Annotated in this window: 23 protein-coding genes; 8 read left to right on the forward strand and 15 right to left on the reverse strand. The window is 61.4% G+C overall.

The genetic code is table 11. The features are described 5' to 3' along the window. Nucleotides 1–76 precede the first annotated feature (76 nt). Nucleotides 77–1030: a 23S rRNA (adenine(1618)-N(6))-methyltransferase RlmF gene (gene rlmF / locus ACTJJN_RS04630; protein WP_012051325.1), complete on the forward strand. Its 954-nt coding sequence runs from the start codon at nt 77–79 to the stop codon at nt 1028–1030. Between the two features lie 26 nt (nt 1031–1056). On the opposite strand, the gene ACTJJN_RS04635 is transcribed toward rlmF, so the two are convergent. Beyond that, a complete protein-coding gene (locus tag ACTJJN_RS04635; RefSeq protein WP_003255106.1) occupies nt 1057–1338 on the reverse strand; it encodes an HU family DNA-binding protein in 282 nt (93 codons plus the stop codon). A gap of 369 nt (nt 1339–1707) precedes the next feature. Between ACTJJN_RS04635 and yejK the strand changes: the two genes are divergently transcribed. Next, nucleotides 1708–2715, forward strand: coding sequence for a nucleoid-associated protein YejK (gene yejK, locus ACTJJN_RS04640; protein ID WP_012270676.1), 1008 nt, complete (start codon nt 1708–1710; stop codon nt 2713–2715). Here the strand turns inward: yejK and ACTJJN_RS04645 are convergent. From ACTJJN_RS04645 to ACTJJN_RS04660, 4 genes are all read right to left on the reverse strand, one after another. After that, a complete protein-coding gene (locus tag ACTJJN_RS04645) occupies nt 2663–3004 on the reverse strand; it encodes a GIY-YIG nuclease family protein (protein WP_012051323.1) in 342 nt (113 codons plus the stop codon). The two genes, yejK and ACTJJN_RS04645, sit on opposite strands and share 53 nt — an antisense overlap. After that, nucleotides 2997–3473: a nuclear transport factor 2 family protein gene (locus ACTJJN_RS04650; RefSeq protein ID WP_012051322.1), complete on the reverse strand. Its 477-nt coding sequence runs from the start codon at nt 3471–3473 to the stop codon at nt 2997–2999. The genes ACTJJN_RS04645 and ACTJJN_RS04650 overlap by 8 nt, the downstream gene beginning before the upstream one ends. A 109-nt stretch (nt 3474–3582) precedes the next feature. Beyond that, the gene (locus ACTJJN_RS04655; RefSeq protein ID WP_088512970.1) at nt 3583–4863 is read right to left on the reverse strand and encodes a CynX/NimT family MFS transporter; all 1281 of its coding nucleotides are present in this window, start codon (nt 4861–4863) and stop codon (nt 3583–3585) included. 13 nt (nt 4864–4876) lie between these two features. Next, entirely contained in the window at nt 4877–5527 is a 651-nt protein-coding gene (locus ACTJJN_RS04660) for a FadR/GntR family transcriptional regulator (protein ID WP_004575660.1), read from the reverse strand. A gap of 139 nt (nt 5528–5666) precedes the next feature. Between ACTJJN_RS04660 and ACTJJN_RS04665 the strand changes: the two genes are divergently transcribed. Next, nucleotides 5667–6851 carry an alkaline phosphatase family protein gene (locus ACTJJN_RS04665; RefSeq protein ID WP_014755444.1) on the forward strand — a complete coding sequence of 395 codons (1185 nt, stop codon included), beginning with the start codon at nt 5667–5669 and terminating at the stop codon, nt 6849–6851. Nucleotides 6852–7134: 283 nt separating this feature from the next. On the opposite strand, the gene hisC is transcribed toward ACTJJN_RS04665, so the two are convergent. The 10 genes from hisC to ACTJJN_RS04715 all read right to left on the reverse strand — a co-directional run bounded on the left by hisC (nt 7135) and on the right by ACTJJN_RS04715 (nt 15216). Further along, on the reverse strand, nt 7135–8181 hold the full coding sequence (gene hisC / locus ACTJJN_RS04670) for a histidinol-phosphate transaminase (protein WP_004574500.1): 1047 nt from the start codon (nt 8179–8181) through the stop codon (nt 7135–7137). Between the two features lie 2 nt (nt 8182–8183). Continuing rightward, complete coding sequence (gene hisD / locus ACTJJN_RS04675; RefSeq protein WP_003255117.1) at nt 8184–9509, reverse strand: histidinol dehydrogenase; 1326 nt, start codon at nt 9507–9509, stop codon at nt 8184–8186. A gap of 286 nt (nt 9510–9795) precedes the next feature. Then, entirely contained in the window at nt 9796–10431 is a 636-nt protein-coding gene (gene hisG, locus ACTJJN_RS04680; RefSeq protein ID WP_003255118.1) for an ATP phosphoribosyltransferase, read from the reverse strand. A gap of 91 nt (nt 10432–10522) precedes the next feature. After that, complete coding sequence (murA, locus tag ACTJJN_RS04685; protein WP_003255119.1) at nt 10523–11788, reverse strand: UDP-N-acetylglucosamine 1-carboxyvinyltransferase; 1266 nt, start codon at nt 11786–11788, stop codon at nt 10523–10525. Between the two features lie 23 nt (nt 11789–11811). Next, nucleotides 11812–12051 (reverse strand): BolA family protein, encoded by a 240-nt coding sequence (locus tag ACTJJN_RS04690; RefSeq protein ID WP_003255121.1) that lies wholly within the window; start codon nt 12049–12051, stop codon nt 11812–11814. Between the two features lie 117 nt (nt 12052–12168). After that, a complete protein-coding gene (locus tag ACTJJN_RS04695; RefSeq protein WP_003255122.1) occupies nt 12169–12471 on the reverse strand; it encodes an STAS domain-containing protein in 303 nt (100 codons plus the stop codon). After that, on the reverse strand, nt 12468–13115 hold the full coding sequence (locus tag ACTJJN_RS04700; protein WP_003255123.1) for an MlaC/ttg2D family ABC transporter substrate-binding protein: 648 nt from the start codon (nt 13113–13115) through the stop codon (nt 12468–12470). Before ACTJJN_RS04700 ends, ACTJJN_RS04695 begins: the two co-directional genes overlap by 4 nt. Before the next feature lie 9 nt (nt 13116–13124). Next, a complete protein-coding gene (gene mlaD / locus ACTJJN_RS04705; protein ID WP_014755441.1) occupies nt 13125–13610 on the reverse strand; it encodes an outer membrane lipid asymmetry maintenance protein MlaD in 486 nt (161 codons plus the stop codon). Beyond that, a complete protein-coding gene (gene mlaE, locus ACTJJN_RS04710) occupies nt 13610–14407 on the reverse strand; it encodes a lipid asymmetry maintenance ABC transporter permease subunit MlaE (protein WP_003255125.1) in 798 nt (265 codons plus the stop codon). Before mlaE ends, mlaD begins: the two co-directional genes overlap by 1 nt. Continuing rightward, a complete protein-coding gene (locus ACTJJN_RS04715; protein WP_003255127.1) occupies nt 14407–15216 on the reverse strand; it encodes an ATP-binding cassette domain-containing protein in 810 nt (269 codons plus the stop codon). The genes mlaE and ACTJJN_RS04715 overlap by 1 nt, the downstream gene beginning before the upstream one ends. Nucleotides 15217–15464: 248 nt before the next feature. On the opposite strand from ACTJJN_RS04715, the gene ACTJJN_RS04720 reads away from it, so the two are divergent. From ACTJJN_RS04720 to lptB, 5 genes are read left to right on the forward strand one after another with little or no spacing between them, the layout of a single operon-like run. Further along, nucleotides 15465–16439, forward strand: a complete 975-nt coding sequence (locus ACTJJN_RS04720; protein ID WP_088512971.1) for a KpsF/GutQ family sugar-phosphate isomerase — start codon at nt 15465–15467, stop codon at nt 16437–16439. A gap of 12 nt (nt 16440–16451) precedes the next feature. Next, entirely contained in the window at nt 16452–16976 is a 525-nt protein-coding gene (locus tag ACTJJN_RS04725; RefSeq protein WP_161773543.1) for a KdsC family phosphatase, read from the forward strand. An 8-nt stretch (nt 16977–16984) separates the two neighbouring features. Next, entirely contained in the window at nt 16985–17557 is a 573-nt protein-coding gene (lptC, locus tag ACTJJN_RS04730; protein WP_012051313.1) for an LPS export ABC transporter periplasmic protein LptC, read from the forward strand. Beyond that, nucleotides 17544–18068: a lipopolysaccharide transport periplasmic protein LptA gene (gene lptA / locus ACTJJN_RS04735; RefSeq protein ID WP_003255131.1), complete on the forward strand. Its 525-nt coding sequence runs from the start codon at nt 17544–17546 to the stop codon at nt 18066–18068. Before lptC ends, lptA begins: the two co-directional genes overlap by 14 nt. Further along, the gene (gene lptB, locus ACTJJN_RS04740; RefSeq protein ID WP_003255132.1) at nt 18069–18794 is read left to right on the forward strand and encodes an LPS export ABC transporter ATP-binding protein; all 726 of its coding nucleotides are present in this window, start codon (nt 18069–18071) and stop codon (nt 18792–18794) included. Nucleotides 18795–18856: the final 62 nt, after the last annotated feature.

The raw sequence follows: 18856 nt of genomic DNA on the forward strand, positions 1-18856 counted from the left end.
ACNCTTGTGTCGCGAAAGGGCTGCGTAGCAGCCCCAGGTTCTTCAAGCCACCGCTCGTATAGGGCTGGACACTGCCATGACCCCGAACAAACCCACCCTGCACCCGCGCAACCGCCACCAGGGTCGCTACGACTTCCCCAGCCTGATCAAGGCCCACCCTGACCTGGCCCGTTTCACCATCACCAACCCCCACGGCAAGCCCAGCATCGATTTTGCCAACCCCGAAGCCGTCCGCGTGTTCAACCGTGCACTGCTCAAGGCCCAGTACGGCATCCAGCACTGGGACATCCCAGCCGATTACCTGTGCCCGCCCATTCCTGGCCGTGCCGACTACATCCACGTAGCCGCCGATCTGCTGGCCGATGACAATGCTGGCGACGTCCCAAGGGGCACCCAAGTGCGCGCGCTGGACGTCGGCGTGGGGGCCAACTGCATCTATCCACTGCTGGGCCACAGCGACTACCGCTGGCGCTTCCTCGGTTCAGACATCGACCCCGTGGCTCTGGCCTCGGCCAAGGCTATCGTCCAGGCCAATGGCCTGGGCAAAGCCATTACCCTGCGCCAGCAGGCCAACCGAGCGCACATCCTCAGCGGCCTGCTGCAGGAGGGCGAACGCTTTGACCTGACCCTGTGCAACCCGCCCTTCCATGCCTCACGCGACGAAGCCACCCGCGGCAGCCAGCGCAAATGGAAGAACCTCGGCAAGCAGGACCCCAAGCGCAAGCTGCCGGTGCTGAACTTCGGTGGCCAGAACAATGAACTGTGGTGCGAGGGTGGCGAAATCCGCTTTGTCACCCAGTTGATTGGCGAAAGCGTGCAGTACGCCGAACGGGTGCTGTGGTTCACCAGCCTGGTGTCCAAGGCCAGCAACCTGCCTGGCATCGAGGCCGCGTTGAAGAAGTCCGGCGCCAAGGCCGTGCGCATCATCGAGATGGGCCAGGGTCAGAAACAGAGCCGCATGGTCGCCTGGAGCTTCCATGACGACGCCGCACGCCAGGCCTGGCACGCCCAGCGTAAATCACAGGCATGANGGGCGCGGTTTCGTCAAAACAACAATTACTTGTTGATAGCGTCGGTCAGCACTTTGGCTGGAACGAACTTGACGACTTTCTTGGCAGCGATTTCGATGGCAGCGCCAGTCGAAGGGTTGCGGCCGGTACGGGCAGGACGCTCGGAGACTTTCAGCTTGCCGATGCCTGGCAGAGTGATTTCAGCGCCGTTTTCCAGTTGGTCGGCAACGATCTGGCCCAGTTGCTCCAGAGCGTTCTTGGCGGTGGCTTTTGGCGCGGCGATCGATTCGGCGATGTCGGCAATCAGTTGGTCTTTGGTCAATGCCATGGTGGTGTTCCTTCCCTATCAAATTCGATGGTTATGCAGCGGACTACGACGTTATCGGGCCAGCCCCTTGAAATGGAGGGCCGCGCCAATTGCGTATGTAGATACGAAAATCGGCGTTTGGTTCGACACGACGACAGCATGCTGCCAGCAATGCGCACACGAGGGGCGCAAGACCGCGCAAAACTACCACAGGAATGGATAAATATCCGCTTCGCACTTTGATTAAATGCAGGTTTTTCGGGGGTTTCAGCTGAAAACACACAAAATTGAACAAAAAACGAACAACCGACATATCTGCCAACATACGGCCACTGCATCACCTCAGGTCTAGGTTAAACTTGGCAACTTTTGCAGCTCGCCGAGAATTCCATGCCAATCCGTCATTGCATCGTTCACCTGATCGACAAAAAGCCCGATGGCAGCCCCGCCGTGCTGCATGCTCGCGACTCCGAACTGGCTGCCTCCGATGCCATCGAAAACCTCCTGGCCGACCTCAATGACAGCTACAACGCCAAGCAAGGCAAGGCCTGGGGTTTTTTCCACGGCGAATCGGGCGCCTACCCGCTGAGCGGCTGGCTGAAGCAGTACCTGGATGAAGAAAAAGATTTCACCGCCTTCAGCCGCGTGGCTGTCGAGCATCTGCAGAAGCTGATGGAAGAGTCCAACCTGTCCACCGGCGGCCACATCCTGTTTGCCCACTATCAGCAAGGCATGACCGAGTACCTGGCGATCGCCCTGCTGCACCATAGCGAAGGCGTGGCGGTGAATGCCGAGCTCGACGTGACCCCTTCCCGTCACCTCGACCTTGGCCAGCTGCACCTGGCAGCACGCATCAACCTGTCGGAGTGGAAGAACAACCAGAACTCCAAGCAGTATATTTCGTTCATCAAGGGCAAGAACGGCAAGAAGGTGTCGGATTACTTCCGCGACTTCATCGGCTGCCAGGAAGGCGTCGACGGCCCGGGCGAAACCCGTACCCTGCTCAAGGCCTTCAGCGATTTCGTCGAAAGCGAAGACCTGCCGGAAGAATCCGCCCGCGAAAAGACCCAGACCCTGGTCGAGTACGCCACCACCCAGACCAAGCTGGGCGAGCCAGTGACGCTCGAAGAGCTGTCCAGCCTGATCGACGAGGACCGCCCCAAAGCGTTCTACGACCACATCCGCAACAAGGACTACGGTCTGTCGCCGGAAATCCCGGCGGACAAACGCACCCTCAACCAGTTCCGCCGTTTCACCGGGCGTGCCGAGGGGCTGTCGATCAGCTTCGAGGCGCATCTGCTGGGGGACAAGGTGGAGTATGACGAAGCGGCGGGGACCTTGATCATCAAGGGGCTGCCGACAACCTTGGTGGATCAGCTGAAGCGTCGCAAGGACTGATTTCCCCCAAGCCGTCAAAGGAGGCCACCAGTGCCTCCTTCGCCGACTTGCGCAGCCGCTTCACCAACCGCTCCTGGCGCAGCGCCGCGCCCTTGTCCGGCCACTGCTCCACGTACACCAGCGCCTGGGCCGGGCTGGTCTTGAAATAGCGGGCGCCCTGCCCTTTCTGATGCGCGGCGAACCGACGCTGCGGGTCATCGCTGATGCCGCAATACAACGAGCCATTGGCTGCCCTTACCAGATAGACAAACCAGGGCTTACCAACAGCAGGTTCAACGACGTCACTCACCCTGGGCCTGCTGGAATGCGCGCAACCCCTTGAATGCCTGCAGGCGGACCTTGTTCTGCATCAGCGGCGACCATCCCAGCAGCATTCCAGGAACACCCAACGCTTGCCGCGACCAGCGCCACAGGTCAAAGGTGTCGTCATGCTGGCAAATCAGCCCATCACGCATGACAAAGCGTGCCCGGATATCGTTGACCACAACACGGCCGGTCTGGCTGAACAGGTAGGTAGCCACCCAGTGCGCGCTGCCACTGTGCTCATCTGCACGTATGCTGTCGAATGTCAGGGTGAAGTTCTTGGCGCGGGTGGTGAGCATCCGCCACATATCGCCTGCGTCCTTGCCGCGCAGGGTGCCGAACACCGGGTCGCTGAAAACGATATCGCTGCTGTAGCAGGCCAGCATGGCGTCGGCATCCAGGCGCTGGAAAGCCTGGTAGAAACGGGTAATCAGGGCGCGGTTGGCATCGCTCATTGTGGGCTTGTCCGTCCTAGGTTCGAAAACTGCACGATAATCTGCCCCGATGGCTTATGCCAGTACCGTCCTCTTGGCAGGCAAGAGGACGGTACTGCAAAAACATGCTTCAGACTTTTTCGCAGGTCACCTGCACCTGCAGTGCCCGCCCGGCACCCAGCCCGAACACGACGGCGCCAAGGCCCAGTACCGCAAAAATCCAACCCAATGCCGCCCAGCCGCCGGTCAGGTCATGCACCAGGCCCACCGCGAAAGGCCCCATCGAGGCCAGGGTATAACCCACCCCTTGGGCCATGCTCGACAAGTTCGCCGCCACATGGGCATCTTTCGAGCGCAGCACGATCAAGGTCAGCGCCAGGGCAAAGGTACCGCCCTGCCCCAGGCCCAGCACAATGGCCCACCCCCACAACCCGGAAAGTGGCGCATACAGGCAACCGAACAGCCCCGCCAGCGTACCTGACATGACCAGCACGATTGCCAGCCGCTGGTCCTTGCCGCGGGTGGCCAGCCAGGGGGCACTGAGCGAGCTGATCAACTGCACGATTACCGACCCCGACAGCACCAGCCCTGCCTCGGTAGGGCTGAGGCCGCGACCGATCAGGATCGATGGCAACCAACCGAACACGATGTAAGCCAGTGATGACTGCAGGCCCATATACAGGGTCACCTGCCAGGCCAGTGGGTCACGCCACAAGCCTCGCACGCGATAGGCCACCTTGTGCAGCCCATGCCCCTGACGGGCCTGTGGCAGCCAAACCAGCATGGCCAGCAAAGCCGGCAGCACCCAGAAGCCCAACCCCAGTGCCCAGCTGCCGTCGAAATGCTGGGCCAAAGGCACGGTGGCACCGGCGGCCATGGCCGCGCCCAGGCATAATGCCATGGTGTATACACCGGTCAGCGTGCCAGCGTGCTGCGGAAAGTCGCGCTTGACGATACCTGGCAACAATACGCCGATAATGCCGATGCTGGCCCCTGCCATCAGGCTGCCGAGGAACACCCCGACAGCCCCAACGGTACTTCGTACCACGAGGCCAAGCGCCAGGGTGACGAGGATGCCAAGAATCACCCGCTCGCTGCCAAAGCGCCGCGCCAGCACTGGCGCCAAGGGAGCAAACAGGCCCAGGCAGAGCACCGGCAAGGTGGTCAGCAAGCCCGCCTGCGAAGCATTCAGCCCCAAGCCTTCAGATACTTGGCCGAGCACCGGCGCCATGCTCGACAATGCCGGGCGCAGGTTCAGGGCCACCAGAACCAGGCCCAGCAGCAACAGCCATGGCCGCCGCAACACCACAGCCTGCTGCTGGACCTGTTCGTCGTCAGCTTCAGCGTCGATCAGCAGCTCATCGAGATCCCGCTCGTTCGATGGGGTATTACGGGTGATGGATTCAGCCATGGCCTTCTCGGTATCAGGATTCAATTAGGGTACGGCTCAGGCGCTTGGCCCGTTCAGCGTCACGTTGCTCGATGGCGTCGAGGATCTGCCCATGCAAGTCGAACGTGGCCTGGCAGCGCGGAACGGTGGCCATATTGTGTTGCAGAGCGGCAGCCACAACCCCGGAGAAGTAACGGTACAGCTCGCTCAATGCCGGGTTGTGGGCGGCATCGACCAGCCGCTGGTGGAAGACCAGATCGCAGGCGACATAGGCATCAACATCGCCATGAAAGTGCCCGGCACTGCCTTCCAGGGCATCCTTCAGCGCTTGCAGGTCGGCATCGTTACGACGCAAAGCCGCCAGGCCGATGGCTTCCGCCTCGAGGATATGGCGGGTCTCGCGAGCCTGCTCGAGCGTACATCGGGACATCGCGTGCACCGCCTGCAGCGGGTCCTGGGCAGTGCGCAGGTAGCTGCCGTCTCCCTGGCGAATTTCCACCAGGCCACTGAACGCCAGCACGCGCATGGCCTCACGCACCGTGTTACGGCTAATGCCCAGTTGCAAGGCAAGCTCGGGCTCGGTAGGCAGGCGCTGACCGACCTGCCAATCGCCCAGCACGATGCATTCGCGCATGCGCTCTACCGCCAATTCCACCAGGGAACGCTTGGTCAGCTCTGTATTCATGCCACTCAACCAATCATCCGATGAATTGCTGCAGCTTACTGGATTGCAGGCAAAGACGTAAACCACCTGGTATTTCTGCCAGTTGTGGGCATGCCACTTTGCTGCAACGCTCGTTGCGTGCTTTCAAGGATGCGCCCACATGCGAATGGCGAGTTTGCTGTTACTGCTGTTCCTGGCCCTGCAGCCAGGCTGTGACCCGGCCCGGCACCCGAGCCGCCCCAAGACCTTGCTCATCGGCCTTGATGGCGTGCAACTGCAGCAGTATTTGCAACTGGGCGATGCAACCAACCTGAAGCAGCGGCTTTACTACGGCAAGGCTTACGCCGGGGGTATCAATGGTAAAGCCAGCGAGCAGCTCACGTTGAGCGGCCCTGGCTGGATCACTTTGCTGACCGGCGTGTGGAGCAACAAGCATGGCGTTGAATCGGACGACGACTCGCAACGGGTAAACCCGGCGTTTCCCAGCCTGTTCAAGCGGCTACGCCTGGCCTACCCCAATGCCTACCTCTCCAGCATCGTTAACTGGTCACCCATCAACACGGCATTTCTGCTGGAGGACGCCCATGACGCCGATGTACGCGAAAGTGGTTTGCCAGATGAACAGGTGATTGAGCGTACGTTGCAGATCCTGGGTGACACACCCGCCGACTTCACGTTCATTCAACTGGACGAACCTGACCAGATCGGCCATCAAAGGGGTTATGGTGAGCACTATGCGCAGGCGTTGCGCAAGGCCGACAGCGAGATCGGGCGGCTATTGGACAAGGTAGACCAGCGGCATCGCATGTTCCCACAGGAAGACTGGCTGGTACTCGTCAGTACCAACCATGGCCGGGACTATTGGGGGAAAGGCCATGGCGGCGCTTCGGAGCAGGAAAAGAGTATCTTCATCGCCAGCAACAAGCCGTTGAATCAGGAACTGACCGAGCTGAGCATTCCTGTGGAGATGCCTGGGCCCGGCGGCCTGTACGGGCTTCCTGCGCAGACCTCGGTAGCGCCCACGGTGCTGCGCCACATGGGCCTCAAGCTGCAGCCGCAATGGCTATTGGACGGCACGCCTTTACTGGGTGATACCGGCGTGCGCAAGGCGCGGGCCGATGAAAACAAAGGACGACTACGCTGGAACAGTAACGCCAAGGGTTATCTGACCATTATCAAGAACGGCCATGTGGTTGCCCAGGTTGCGGCCAGAGACGACCAATGGATCGATCCGGAGGGGATGGAAAAGCAGAACGATTATGTACTGGTGCTGGATGGTACACCGGCGGCGGTGCGCAACAGGCCGGCAGCCAAGCCATTTGTGATCGAAGACCGACGCTATTAAGCCCTTGAGAAGCAACAGTTCTGTCGTTCCTCAAGGGCTGGCGCGATCCCCGCAGGAGCGGGTTCACCCGCGAAAGGGCCGGCCCTGCTGGCCAGTTTCCACCCGCCGTTCGCCGCTGCCGCCGCTCCCGTATTCGCGGGTAAACCCGCTCCTACATTGGACGCGCACAGGCTGTTGTAGGAGCGGGTTCACCCGCGAATGGGCCGGGCCTGCTGGCCAGTTTCCACCCGCCGTTCACCGTTGCCGCCGCTACCGTATTCGCGGGTAAACCCGCTCCTACACGTCAGCTCAACGCATCCAGCAGTGCCTGGTTCATTTCCGGCGTACCGATGGTGATCCGCAGGAACTGGGCAATACGCGGCTGCTTGAAGTGACGCACGATCACGCCCTGCTCGCGCAAGCGTGCCGCCAGCTCGCCGGCATCCTGCTGCGGGTGGCGGGCGAAGATGAAGTTGGCAGCCGACGGCAGCACCTCAAAGCCCTTGGCCTGCAGCTGACCAACCAACACCTCCCGGCTGTCTATCACCTTGCGGCAGGTGTCCTCGAAGTACTCACGGTCTTCGAACGCCACCGCCGCTCCGACGATAGCTGCACGGTCAAGCGGATAGGAGTTGAAGCTGTTCTTGATCCGCTCCAAGGCCTCGATCAGGTCCGGGTGCCCCACCGCCAGGCCCACTCGCAGCCCCGCCAGCGAGCGCGACTTCGACAGCGTCTGGGTAACCAGCAGGTTATCGTAGCGGTCCACCAGGCTGATCGCCGTTTCACCACCGAAATCGATGTAGGCCTCATCCACCACCACCACCGAATCACGGTTGGCCTGCAGCAGCTGCTCCACCACCTGCAACGGCATCAGGCAACCGGTCGGCGCGTTGGGGTTGGGGAAGATGATGCCAGCGTTGGGCTTTTTGTAGTCCTCAATGCGGATCTGGAACTGCTCATCCAGCGCCACCTGTTCGAAGGCAATGCCGTACAGGCCGCAGTACACCGGGTAGAAGCTGTAGCTGATGTCCGGGAACAGCAGGGGCGCATCGTGCTGGAACAGGCCGTGGAAGATGTGCGCCAGCACCTCGTCCGAGCCGTTGCCGACAAACACTTGCGCCGGGGTCACGCCGTAGTACTCGGCCACCGCTTGCTTGAGACGGTCACCGTTCGGGTCCGGGTACAGGCGCAGGTTATCGTTCAGCTCGCCGCGCATGGCCTCCAGGGCCTTGGGCGACGGGCCATAGGGGTTTTCGTTGGTGTTCAGTTTGACCAGGCGGGCCAGCTTGGGTTGCTCGCCCGGCACGTAAGGCACCAGGTCCTTGACGAAGGGGCTCCAGAATCGACTCATGCTCAGTTCCCCTTCTCTTGGGTCAGGATACGGTATTCAGCGCTGCGGGCGTGGGCGGTCAGCGACTCGCCACGAGCCAGGACCGAGGCAGTGTGGCCCAGTTCGGACGCGCCCTGTTCGGAGCAGAAGATGATCGACGAACGCTTCTGGAAGTCATACACCCCCAGCGGCGACGAAAAACGCGCGGTACCTGAAGTGGGCAGCACGTGGTTAGGGCCAGCGCAGTAATCGCCCAGCGCTTCGCTGGTGTGGCGGCCCATGAAGATCGCGCCAGCGTGGCGAATGTGTGGCAGCCAGGCTTGCGGGTCGGCCACCGACAGCTCCAGGTGCTCCGGTGCAATGCGGTTGGCCACGTCCATGGCCTGCTGCATGTCACGCACCTGGATCAGCGCACCACGGCCATTGATCGACTTCTCGATGATATCGGCACGTTCCATGGTCGGCATCAGCTTGTCGATGCTGGCAGCCACACGATCGAGGAAGGCGGCATCCGGGCTGACCAGGATGGCCTGGGCGTCTTCGTCGTGCTCGGCCTGGGAGAACAGGTCCATGGCAATCCAGTCCGGGTCGGTCTGACCGTCGCACACCACGAGAATTTCCGAGGGGCCGGCGATCATGTCAATGCCGACCTGGCCGAACACGTGGCGTTTGGCGGTGGCAACGTAGATGTTGCCCGGGCCGACGATCTTGTCCACCTGCGGCACGCTTTCAGTACCGTAGGCCAGCGCAGCCACGGCCTGGGCACCACCGACGGTGAACACCCGGTCGACACCGGCGATGCAGGCAGCCGCCAGCACCAGCTCGTTGACCTCACCACGCGGGGTCGGTACCACCATCACCACTTCAGCCACGCCGGCAACCTTGGCCGGGATGGCGTTCATCAGCACCGACGACGGGTACGACGCCTTGCCGCCCGGCACATACAGGCCAGCACGGTCCAGCGGGGTGACCTTCTGGCCGAGCACGGTGCCGTCGGCCTCGGTGTACTGCCAGGAATCCTGCTTCTGCCGCTCGTGATAAATGCGCACACGGTTGGCGGCCTTTTCCAGGGCCTCGCGCTGGACCGGGGTAATACGGGTCAGCGCCAGTTCCAGGCGCGCGCGATTGAGGATCAGGTCGTCAATCGACTTGGCGTCAACACCATCGAAGCGCTGGGTGAATTCCACCAGCGCCGCATCACCGCGTTCACGCACGGCCTTGATGATGTCGAGCACGCGCTGATTGACCGCGTCATCGGACACACTTTCCCAGCTCAGCAGATGATCCAGATGTCGGGCGAAATCCGGATCAGCGGCGTTGAGACGGGCAATTGCAGTGGACACGGTCATGGCGAGGGCCTCGTAATATTAGCGAATGCTCAGGCGCCCTAGGGGATTGTGCGAAAAGTGCCTGCGCGACGATCATGCTACGTTAAAAACAGGCTCGGAATGCTCATTTGCAACCAGCAAAGTGGGGCGCGACCCCGGCCGTTCCTCGCCTGTTTTCGTTCTTGCATGATCGCCGCTCGGCGACTTTTCGCACAATCCCAAGCTACCAGTCCATCCGCGCGGGCACCCGAGAAAAATGGCTATGACGCGGATAGACGGGCGCGACAGCGAAGGTCGCGCGCAGGAGTCAACCGCGGTGTCGCGATTCGACCGCTTGACGCAGCGTGTCGATCAGGCTCTGGATACGGGCGTGCTGCATTTTCATGGAGGCTTTGTTGACCACCAGGCGCGAGCTGATCGTGGCGATCAGTTCCTGAGGTTCCAGGCCGTTGGCACGCAGGGTATTGCCGGTGTCGACCACGTCGATGATCTTGTCGGCAAGGTTGATCAGCGGCGCCAGCTCCATCGAGCCATACAGCTTGATGATGTCGACCTGGCGACCTTGTTCGGCATAGTAACGCTTGGCTACGTTGACGAACTTGGTGGCCACACGCAGGCGGCCCTTGGGCTCGGCTGCGCCGACTACGCCCGCAGTCATCAGCTTGCATTGAGCAATCTGCAGGTCCAGGGGCTCATACAGGCCCTGGCCGCCGTACTCCATCAGCACGTCCTTGCCGGCCACACCCAGGTCGGCAGCACCATGCTCGACATAGGTCGGCACGTCGGTGGCACGCACGATCAGCAGGCGCACATCGTCCTGCGTGGTGGGGATGATCAGTTTGCGGCTCTTGTCCGGGTTTTCGGTCGGCACGATGCCGGCCTCGGCGAGCAACGGCAAGGTATCGTCGAGAATACGGCCTTTGGAAAGCGCGATGGTCAACATTGGAACGTCGGTCCTTAAGCGGCTGCTGCCGGCCAGGTCATCGACCTGGCCGCATTCAATTCAAAAGGTGCGTCCTTGCACCCGCGGGGTACTAGCCCGGTACGCGGCGGATTTTCGCGCCGAGCATCTGCAGTTTTTCCTCGATGCACTCGTAACCACGGTCGATGTGGTAGATGCGGTCGATCAGGGTATCGCCTTCGGCAACCAGCGCCGACAGCACCAGGCTGGCGGAAGCACGCAGGTCGGTGGCCATGACCGGGGCACCCTTCAGCGCCTTGACGCCAGTGACGATGGCGGTGTTGCCTTCGACCTGGATCTGCGCGCCCATGCGGTGCATTTCGTAAACATGCATGAAGCGGTTTTCGAAGATGGTCTCGATTACCGCGCCAGTGCCTTCGGCAATGGCGTTCAGCGAGATGAACTGCGCCTGCATGTCGGTCGGGAACGCCGGATACGGGGCAGTACGCAGGTTCACGGCTTTCGGCCGCTTGCCATGCATGTCCAGTTCGATCCAGTCCTCGCCGGTGTTGATGTCGGCACCCGCTTCCTTGAGTTTTTCAAGCACGGCTTCAAGGATGGTAGGGTCGGTGTCCTTGACCTTGACGCGGCCACCGGTCACGGCAGCGGCAACCAGGTAGGTACCGGTCTCGATGCGGTCCGGCATGACGCGGTAGTTGGCCGAATCCAGTCGTTCGACACCGTCGATGGTGATGGTGTCGGTACCTGCGCCCTGAATGTTCCCGCCCATGGCGTTGATGAAGTTGGCCAGATCGACCACTTCAGGCTCACGCGCGGCGTTCTGCAACACGCTGCGGCCCTTGGCCAAGGCAGCGGCCATCATGATGTTCTCGGTACCGGTCACGCTGACGGTGTCGAAGAAGAAGTGCGCGCCACGCAGGCCACCTTCAGGCGCCTTGGCCTTGATGTAGCCGCCTTCCACTTCGATCTTCGCCCCCATGGCCTCAAGGCCACGGATGTGCAGATCGACCGGGCGCGAGCCAATGGCGCAACCGCCAGGCAGGGCCACTTCGGCTTCGCCGAAACGGGCAACCATCGGGCCCAGCACCAGGATCGAGGCGCGCATGGTCTTGACCAGCTCGTACGGCGCGACCAGGGTCTTGATGGTGCGTGGATCGATCTCCACCGACAGCTTTTCGTCGATCACAGGCTCGATGCCCATGCGCCCGAACAGCTCGATCATGGTGGTGATGTCGTGCAGGTGCGGCAGGTTGCCCACGGTGACCGGGCCATCGGCCAGCAGGGTCGCTGCCAGAATCGGCAGGGCTGCGTTTTTCGCGCCCGAAATGCGGATCTCGCCGTCAAGGCGAGCGCCGCCAGTAATAATCAGTTTGTCCATTGGAGTCTCGCCGCCAAGTTGGCTCAGGTGCGCTCAGCCCAGGCTGCGCTGCTGAAAAATTTCATGGTTACCGCATGGATGCTGCCATTGGCGATCCACGGATTCAGGTGAGCATAGATCGCCTGCTGGCGTTTGACCGGACTCAGGCCAGCCAACTCGTCGCTGATCACGTTCAACTGGAAGTTGCAGCCTTCGCCTTCAACTTCGACCCGGGAACCCGGCAATTTCTCTTCAAGGAAGCTTTTAACTTCTACGGCCTGCATGCTCAACCTCAATCGGCGCCCGATGCGCACGGGTCGGCCATCATACAAAAAAGCCCCTCGCCTGCGAAGCCCAACGAAGGCTTCGCTGACCGAGGGGCCATCATCCGTGCCTGGCCACTAGCTTGCCAGCACTTCATCGAGATCATAGACCTCGGCAATTTCCCGCATGTCGTCAGGCATGCCACGCACTTCGCACGCCTTGCCAGTGGCCTGAGCATCACGCATGTACGCAAGCAATAACGACAAGCCGACACTCGACGACTTCTCGACAGCCGAGCAATCAAGCACCAGTCGCGGCTCGCGCGAGCCATCGATCAGCACCTTGCCTTGCTTGCGCAAGGCCGGGCCGCTGCGGTAATCCAACACGCCAGCCAGACGCAGCACGCCCGGCTCTGCCATGCTTACAGCGGCCTCGCTCATTTGACGGTCTTCTCTGGCGAGTTGTCGGCAGCCTGCTTGGCCTTGGCCACTTCGCCAGCCCAGCCGTCGATGGTCTTGTCCAGGTCATTGCCGTTGCGCTGCATGGCATCGGCGAACTGGTCACGGAACAGCTTGCCGATGTTGATGCCGTTGACGATCACGTTACGCACCTTCCACTCGCCGCCAATGTTCTCCAGGGTGTACTGCACGGGGTACACGGCACCGTTGTTGCCGGTAACCTTCATGCCGACACTGGCGCGCTTGCCGTCATCGGCTTTAGCCGGGTCGACAGTGATGCCCTGGTTGTTGTACTCGAGCAAGGCATTGCCATAAAACTGCATCAGGCTGCGCTTGAAGTTTTCCTGGAAGCGCTGCATCTGCTCCGGGGTCGCCTTGCGCGAGTACTTCACGGTCATGATGCTACGCGAGATACCGTCGGCATCCACCACCGGGCCGAGAATGCGGTTGAGCGAGTCATAGAAGGCGTTGGGGTTGGACTTGTACTGTTCCTTGTTGGCCTTGAGGTCGCCGAGCAGTTCATTGGTGGTGCTTTGAACCACTTCGTGCGGTGTCTGCACAGCCAGGGCCAGCAGGGGGAAGGCCGCCAGCAGCACCAGCAAGCCACGTCGCAGGATCGAAATCATGGGTACTCCTTAATTAGCCGGTTGCGCTTCTTTCGGTTCCTTGCCAACAGAGTTGAGCAGGAACTTGCCAATCAGATCCTCCAGCACCAGTGCCGACTGAGTGTCATGGATGGTTGCACCATCCTTGAGAACGTCGTCTTCACCGCCAACGCTGATGCCGATGTACTTCTCACCAAGCAAACCGGCGGTCAGGATCGAGGCAGTGGAGTCGGTCGGCAGGTTATCGACCGACTTGTCCAGCTGCAACGTCACCCGACCGGTGTAGGAATCACGGTCCAGATCGATGGCGGTGACCTTGCCGATGGTCACCCCGGCCATGGTCACTTTAGCTCTGACCGTCAAACCGGCGATATTGTCGAAGTAAGCATAAACTTTATAGGTATCGCTGCTCGGGCTGGCCGACAGCCCGCTGACACGCAGGGCCAGCAGCAGCAGCGCCAGGATCCCGGCCAGGAGGAACAGGCCGACACCGATTTCCAGGGTGCGGTTTTGCATCAGAAATCTCCAAACATCAAGGCGGTCAGAATAAAGTCCAGACCCAGCACTGCCAACGAGGCATAGACCACGGTCTTGGTGGTTGCACGACTGATCCCTTCTGAGGTGGGCTCACAGTCGTACCCCTGGAATACGGCGATCCAGGTCGAGACGAAAGCAAACACCAGGCTCTTGACCAGCCCGTTGAGCACGTCGTCAGTGAAAGAAACACTGTTCTGCATGTTGGCCCAGAACGAGCCCTCGTAGACACCCAGCCAGTCCACCGCCACCCACGAGCCACCCCAGATACCGACCACGCTGAAGATCAGCGCCAACAGCGGCAGCGAGATGAAACCGGCCCACAGGCGTGGCGCAACGATGTACTTGAGCGGGTCGACACCGATCATTTCCAGGCTCGACAACTGCTCGGTGGACTTCATGTTGCCGATTTCGGCGGTCAGCGCGGAACCGGCACGCCCGGCAAACAGCAACGCCGTTACCACCGGGCCAAGTTCACGCAGCAGGGTCAGGGCGACCATCTGCCCTACCGCCTGCTCCGAGCCGTACTTGGTCAGGATGCTGTAGCCCTGCAGCGCCAGCACCATGCCGATGAACACACCGGACACGACGACGATCGCCAGCGACAGCACACCCACCGAGTACAACTGCTTGGTCAGCAGCTGGAAGCCGCCGCCAATACCACCGCGACCGACCAGCGCATGGAACAGGAACAGGCACGAACGCCCGAGCACGGCCAGCACGTCGATTGCCGAGCGGCCCAGCAGGCGGACACGTTCGAGTAAGGATTTTCTGCGCATCAACGCGCCCCCAGCAGGTCGGCGCGGTAGTCAGGCGCGGGAAAGTGGAAGGGAACCGGGCCATCCGGGTCGCCTTTCATGAATTGGCGGATCCGTGGATTGTCCGAACCCATCAGCTCATCAGGCGTCCCCTGGCCCAGCACTTGGCCGTCACCTACCACGTAAATGTAGTCGGCGATGCTGGCGGTTTCTGCCAGGTCATGGGAAACCACGATGCTGGTGATGCCCAGGGCATCGTTGAGCAGGCGAATCAGGCGCACCAGTACCCCCATGGCAATCGGGTCCTGGCCGACGAACGGTTCGTCGTACATGAGGATCTGCGGGTCCAGGGCAATCGCCCGGGCCAATGCCACACGGCGCTTCATGCCACCGGACAGCTCGTCGGGCATCAGGTCGATGGCACCGCGCAGGCCCACGGCCTGCAGCTTCATCAACACGATGTCACGGATCATTTCGTCCGACAGCTGAGTATGCACGCGCAGCGGGAACGCGACGTTCTCGAACACATCGAGGTCGGTGAACAACGCGCCGCTCTGGAACAGCACGCCCATCTGCTTGCGGGCGTCGAACAGGTCGCTGCGCGACAGCGTCGGCAGGTTCTGCCCGGCAACCCATACCTCACCGCTCGCGGGGCGCAACTGTGCGCCCATCAGGCGGAGCAACGTGGTCTTGCCGCACCCCGATGGCCCCATGATGCCGGTGACCTTGCCGCGCGGGATGCTGATGTCCACGTTGCTGAAAATGCTGCGCGAACCACGTTTGAAGGTTACACCCTTCAACTCGACCGCGTAGGCGCTATCCACACTCATCTAGACTCCTTGCTAATGCAGCCTCGTCCTAATGGACGCCGGCCTCCATCTGGAAGGCACACGCACCCCTGACAGGCCGAATAGCGGCGAACTATAGCACCGCTGACAGCCCCGCCCCAAGGCCGGGCAAGCAGTCGTTCAGCCCAGGGACAGGCTTTGGTGGTATTCACTGCAGCAATCGAGGAGGTGAGGGTTTTCATCATTGCGCGTATAATCGTCGCCCTTTCATCAGGCATTGCTTTTTCGACATGAGCCAATCCAGCGAGCTGATCCAATCCGCCCAACGCACTCTGCGCCTGGAACTCGAGGCCGTAGAGGCCCTTTTGGCGCGCATCGACGACAATTTCGTCAAAGCCTGCGAACTGATTCTGACCAGCAAGGGCCGGGTCGTCGTGGTCGGCATGGGCAAGTCCGGGCACATCGGCAACAAGATCGCCGCGACCCTGGCCAGCACCGGCACACCGGCGTTTTTCGTGCATCCGGCCGAAGCCAGCCATGGCGACATGGGCATGATCACCCGGGATGATGTCATCCTTGCGCTGTCGAACTCCGGCAGCACCGCCGAAATCGTCACCCTGCTGCCGTTCATCAAACGCCTTGGCATCAAGCTGATCAGCCTGACCGGCAACCCGGACTCGCCGCTGGCCCAGGCCGCCGAGGTCAACCTTGACGCACGTGTCGCACAAGAGGCCTGCCCGCTGAACCTGGCCCCCACCTCCTCCACCACGGCAGCGCTGGTACTGGGCGACGCCCTGGCCATCGCCTTGCTCGAAGCCCGCGGTTTCACCGCCGAGGACTTCGCCTTCTCGCACCCGGGAGGCGCGCTGGGCCGCCGCCTGCTGCTGAAGGTCGAGAACGTGATGCACGCCGGCGACGACCTGCCTCAAGTACCCCGCGGCACCCTGCTCAAGGACGCGCTGCTGGAAATGTCCCACAAAGGTTTGGGCATGACCGTGATCGTCGAAGCCGATGGCAAACTGGCCGGGATCTTCACCGACGGTGACCTGCGCCGCAGCCTGGACCGCAATATCGATGTGCACACCACCCTGATCGACCAGGTCATGACCGTTCACGGCAAGACTGCGCGTGCCGACATGCTCGCCGCCGAAGCCCTGAAGATAATGGAAGACCACAAGATCAACGCCCTGGTGGTGGTGGACCGTGAAGACCGCCCGACTGGCGCCCTGAACATGCATGACCTGCTGCGCGCCGGCGTAATGTAAAGGAGCGATGGAATGAACCAGGACCTCATGCAACGCGGCAAAGGCATCAAGCTGGCAGTCTTCGACGTGGACGGCGTGCTCACCGACGGGCGCCTGTACTTCCTCGAGGATGGCAGCGAATTCAAGACGTTCAATACCCTCGACGGCCAGGGCATCAAGATGCTCATGGCCTCGGGCGTGACCACCGCAATTATCAGCGGGCGCAAGACCCCAGTGGTCGAACGCCGGGCCAGTAACCTCGGTATCCCGCACCTCTACCAAGGCCGGGAGGACAAATTGGTGGTGCTTGACGGCCTGCTCGCCGAACTGGGCCTAAGCTATGATCAAGTGGCTTACCTGGGCGACGACCTGCCCGACCTGCCGGTGATTCGCCGGGTGGCTCTGGGCATGGCCGTAGCCAGCGCCGCACCGTTCGTACGCCAGCACGCCCACGGCGTGACCCAGGCACGTGGCGGCGAAGGCGCGGCCCGTGAATTCTGCGAATTGATCATGCAGGCCCAGGGCACCCTGGACGCTGCCAACGCCAACTACCTGTAAGGCTGCCCATGCTCAGCAAGAAAGCCCGAAACATTGTGCTGCTGGGGGCGATAGCCGCCCTGTTGGTAGCCATTGGCTACTGGAATGTCAGCCCGGAAAGCTTCCTCGACAAGCCCGTGGCCCAAGTCGACGAAAGCGCCATCGATTACTACGCGATCAACGCCCACAGCGTGCAGTTCCTGCCCGACGGCAAGCTGCAATACGAAATGACCGCCGACAGGATCGAACACCTCAAGACCAGCGAAGTCACCCAGGTGACCACACCGGACCTGCACCTGTACCGCGGCACCGAGTACCCGTGGCATGTGCAGAGCACACGCGCCGAGGTCAATCCTGACGGTACCGAGGTCGAACTGATCGACAAGGTACGGATTGCCCGCACCGATGAAAAGCAGCGTGAAACCATCATTACCAGCTCACGCATGACCGTGTTCCCGCAGAAGCAATATGCGCAGACCGAGCAAGCCGTTAGAATCGACGGCGCCGGAGGCACCACTACGGGCAAAGGCATGAAAGCGTATTTGAAAGAAGGCAAGATGGACTTGCTCTCTAACGTAAGAGGACAGTATGAGGCTCGTTAAAACCCTCCCCCTTTTGCTCAGCCTGAGCGCAGCACTGGGAAGCGCGAGCGCCCTCGCCCTGCCGAACGACCGTGACCAGCCTATCCGCATCCAGGCCGACAACGCTCACCTGGATGACAAGCAAGGCGTGGCCACTTACACCGGCGACGTGATCATCACTCAGGGTTCGATGATGATCAAAGGCAACACCGTGACCATTACCCGCTCCGCCTCTGGCGATATCGACGTAGTGACCTCGGTGGGCAACCTGGCCTACTTCGAGCAGCAGCAGAGCGCAGCCAAGCCGGACAAGATGAAAGGCTGGGGCGTAACCATCCAGTACCAGTCGCAGAAGGACTTGGTCATTCTCACCGACCGCGCCAAGGTCGAGAGCGAAGGCAATACCACCGAAGGCGAAAAGATCGTCTACAACACTCAGACCCAGGTGGCGACCGCCGGCCGTGGCGGCAATGTGACAACACCCCGTCAGCGCATCGACATGGTGATCCAGCCCAAGAAGAAGGCCGAGTAAATGGCAACCCTCAAAGCCCAGCACCTGGCAAAGAGCTACAAGGGGCGGCAGGTAGTACGTGATGTCAGCCTGTCTATCGACAGCGGCCAGATCGTCGGCCTGCTCGGCCCCAACGGCGCCGGCAAGACCACCTGCTTCTACATGATTGTCGGGCTGGTCCAGGCCGAACAGGGCCGCGTACTGATCGACAACCTCGATGTCAGCCACCAGCCCATGCACGGCCGCGCTCGCGCCGGTATCGGCTACCTGCCGCAGGAAGCCTCGATCTTCCGCAAGCTGTCGGTCGCCGACAACATCATGGCCATCCTCGAGACCCGCAAGGACCTCGACCGGGACGGCCGCCGCAAAGAGCTGGAAAGCCTGCTGCAGGAGTTCCACATCAGCCACATCCGGGACAACCTCGGCATGAGCCTGTCCGGTGGTGAACGCCGCCGCGTCGAAATTGCGCGCGCCCTGGCGACCGCACCCAAGTTCATCCTGCTGGACGAACCGTTCGCCGGTGTCGACCCGATTTCGGTCGGCGACATCAAGCAGATCATCCATCACCTCAAGGCCAAAGGTATCGGCGTACTGATTACCGACCACAACGTGCGTGAAACCCTGGATATCTGCGAAACCGCTTATATCGTCAACGATGGCCGATTGATCGCCGAAGGCGACGCTGAAACCATCCTGGCAAACGACTTGGTCAAAGAAGTTTACCTGGGCCACGAGTTCCGCCTCTGACCCGGCACGCGCCTGAAGTACTGGCAAACAGCCCTGAGACTGCGGGTAAAGTTGTTACGGTA

The organism is Pseudomonas sp. 22515 (genome assembly GCF_052044625.1).
GTDB classification, from domain to species: Bacteria; Pseudomonadota; Gammaproteobacteria; order Pseudomonadales; family Pseudomonadaceae; genus Aquipseudomonas; species Aquipseudomonas alloputida.

Bases quoted from the DNA above. Each gene is read 5' to 3' on its own strand.
- rlmF (WP_012051325.1), top strand. From the start codon at position 77: ATGACCCCGAACAAACCCACCCTGCACCCGCGCAACCGCCACCAGGGT.
- ACTJJN_RS04635 (WP_003255106.1), bottom strand. From the start codon at position 1,338: ATGGCATTGACCAAAGACCAACTGATTGCCGACATCGCCGAATCGATC.
- yejK (WP_012270676.1), top strand. From the start codon at position 1,708: ATGCCAATCCGTCATTGCATCGTTCACCTGATCGACAAAAAGCCCGAT.
- ACTJJN_RS04650 (WP_012051322.1), bottom strand. From the start codon at position 3,473: ATGAGCGATGCCAACCGCGCCCTGATTACCCGTTTCTACCAGGCTTTC.
- ACTJJN_RS04655 (WP_088512970.1), bottom strand. From the start codon at position 4,863: ATGGCTGAATCCATCACCCGTAATACCCCATCGAACGAGCGGGATCTC.
- ACTJJN_RS04660 (WP_004575660.1), bottom strand. From the start codon at position 5,527: ATGAATACAGAGCTGACCAAGCGTTCCCTGGTGGAATTGGCGGTAGAG.
- ACTJJN_RS04665 (WP_014755444.1), top strand. From the start codon at position 5,667: ATGCGAATGGCGAGTTTGCTGTTACTGCTGTTCCTGGCCCTGCAGCCA.
- hisC (WP_004574500.1), bottom strand. From the start codon at position 8,181: ATGAGTCGATTCTGGAGCCCCTTCGTCAAGGACCTGGTGCCTTACGTG.
- hisD (WP_003255117.1), bottom strand. From the start codon at position 9,509: ATGACCGTGTCCACTGCAATTGCCCGTCTCAACGCCGCTGATCCGGAT.
- hisG (WP_003255118.1), bottom strand. From the start codon at position 10,431: ATGTTGACCATCGCGCTTTCCAAAGGCCGTATTCTCGACGATACCTTG.
- murA (WP_003255119.1), bottom strand. From the start codon at position 11,788: ATGGACAAACTGATTATTACTGGCGGCGCTCGCCTTGACGGCGAGATC.
- ACTJJN_RS04690 (WP_003255121.1), bottom strand. From the start codon at position 12,051: ATGCAGGCCGTAGAAGTTAAAAGCTTCCTTGAAGAGAAATTGCCGGGT.
- ACTJJN_RS04695 (WP_003255122.1), bottom strand. From the start codon at position 12,471: ATGAGCGAGGCCGCTGTAAGCATGGCAGAGCCGGGCGTGCTGCGTCTG.
- ACTJJN_RS04700 (WP_003255123.1), bottom strand. From the start codon at position 13,115: ATGATTTCGATCCTGCGACGTGGCTTGCTGGTGCTGCTGGCGGCCTTC.
- mlaD (WP_014755441.1), bottom strand. From the start codon at position 13,610: ATGCAAAACCGCACCCTGGAAATCGGTGTCGGCCTGTTCCTCCTGGCC.
- mlaE (WP_003255125.1), bottom strand. From the start codon at position 14,407: ATGCGCAGAAAATCCTTACTCGAACGTGTCCGCCTGCTGGGCCGCTCG.
- ACTJJN_RS04715 (WP_003255127.1), bottom strand. From the start codon at position 15,216: ATGAGTGTGGATAGCGCCTACGCGGTCGAGTTGAAGGGTGTAACCTTC.
- ACTJJN_RS04720 (WP_088512971.1), top strand. From the start codon at position 15,465: ATGAGCCAATCCAGCGAGCTGATCCAATCCGCCCAACGCACTCTGCGC.
- ACTJJN_RS04725 (WP_161773543.1), top strand. From the start codon at position 16,452: ATGAACCAGGACCTCATGCAACGCGGCAAAGGCATCAAGCTGGCAGTC.
- lptC (WP_012051313.1), top strand. From the start codon at position 16,985: ATGCTCAGCAAGAAAGCCCGAAACATTGTGCTGCTGGGGGCGATAGCC.
- lptA (WP_003255131.1), top strand. From the start codon at position 17,544: ATGAGGCTCGTTAAAACCCTCCCCCTTTTGCTCAGCCTGAGCGCAGCA.
- lptB (WP_003255132.1), top strand. From the start codon at position 18,069: ATGGCAACCCTCAAAGCCCAGCACCTGGCAAAGAGCTACAAGGGGCGG.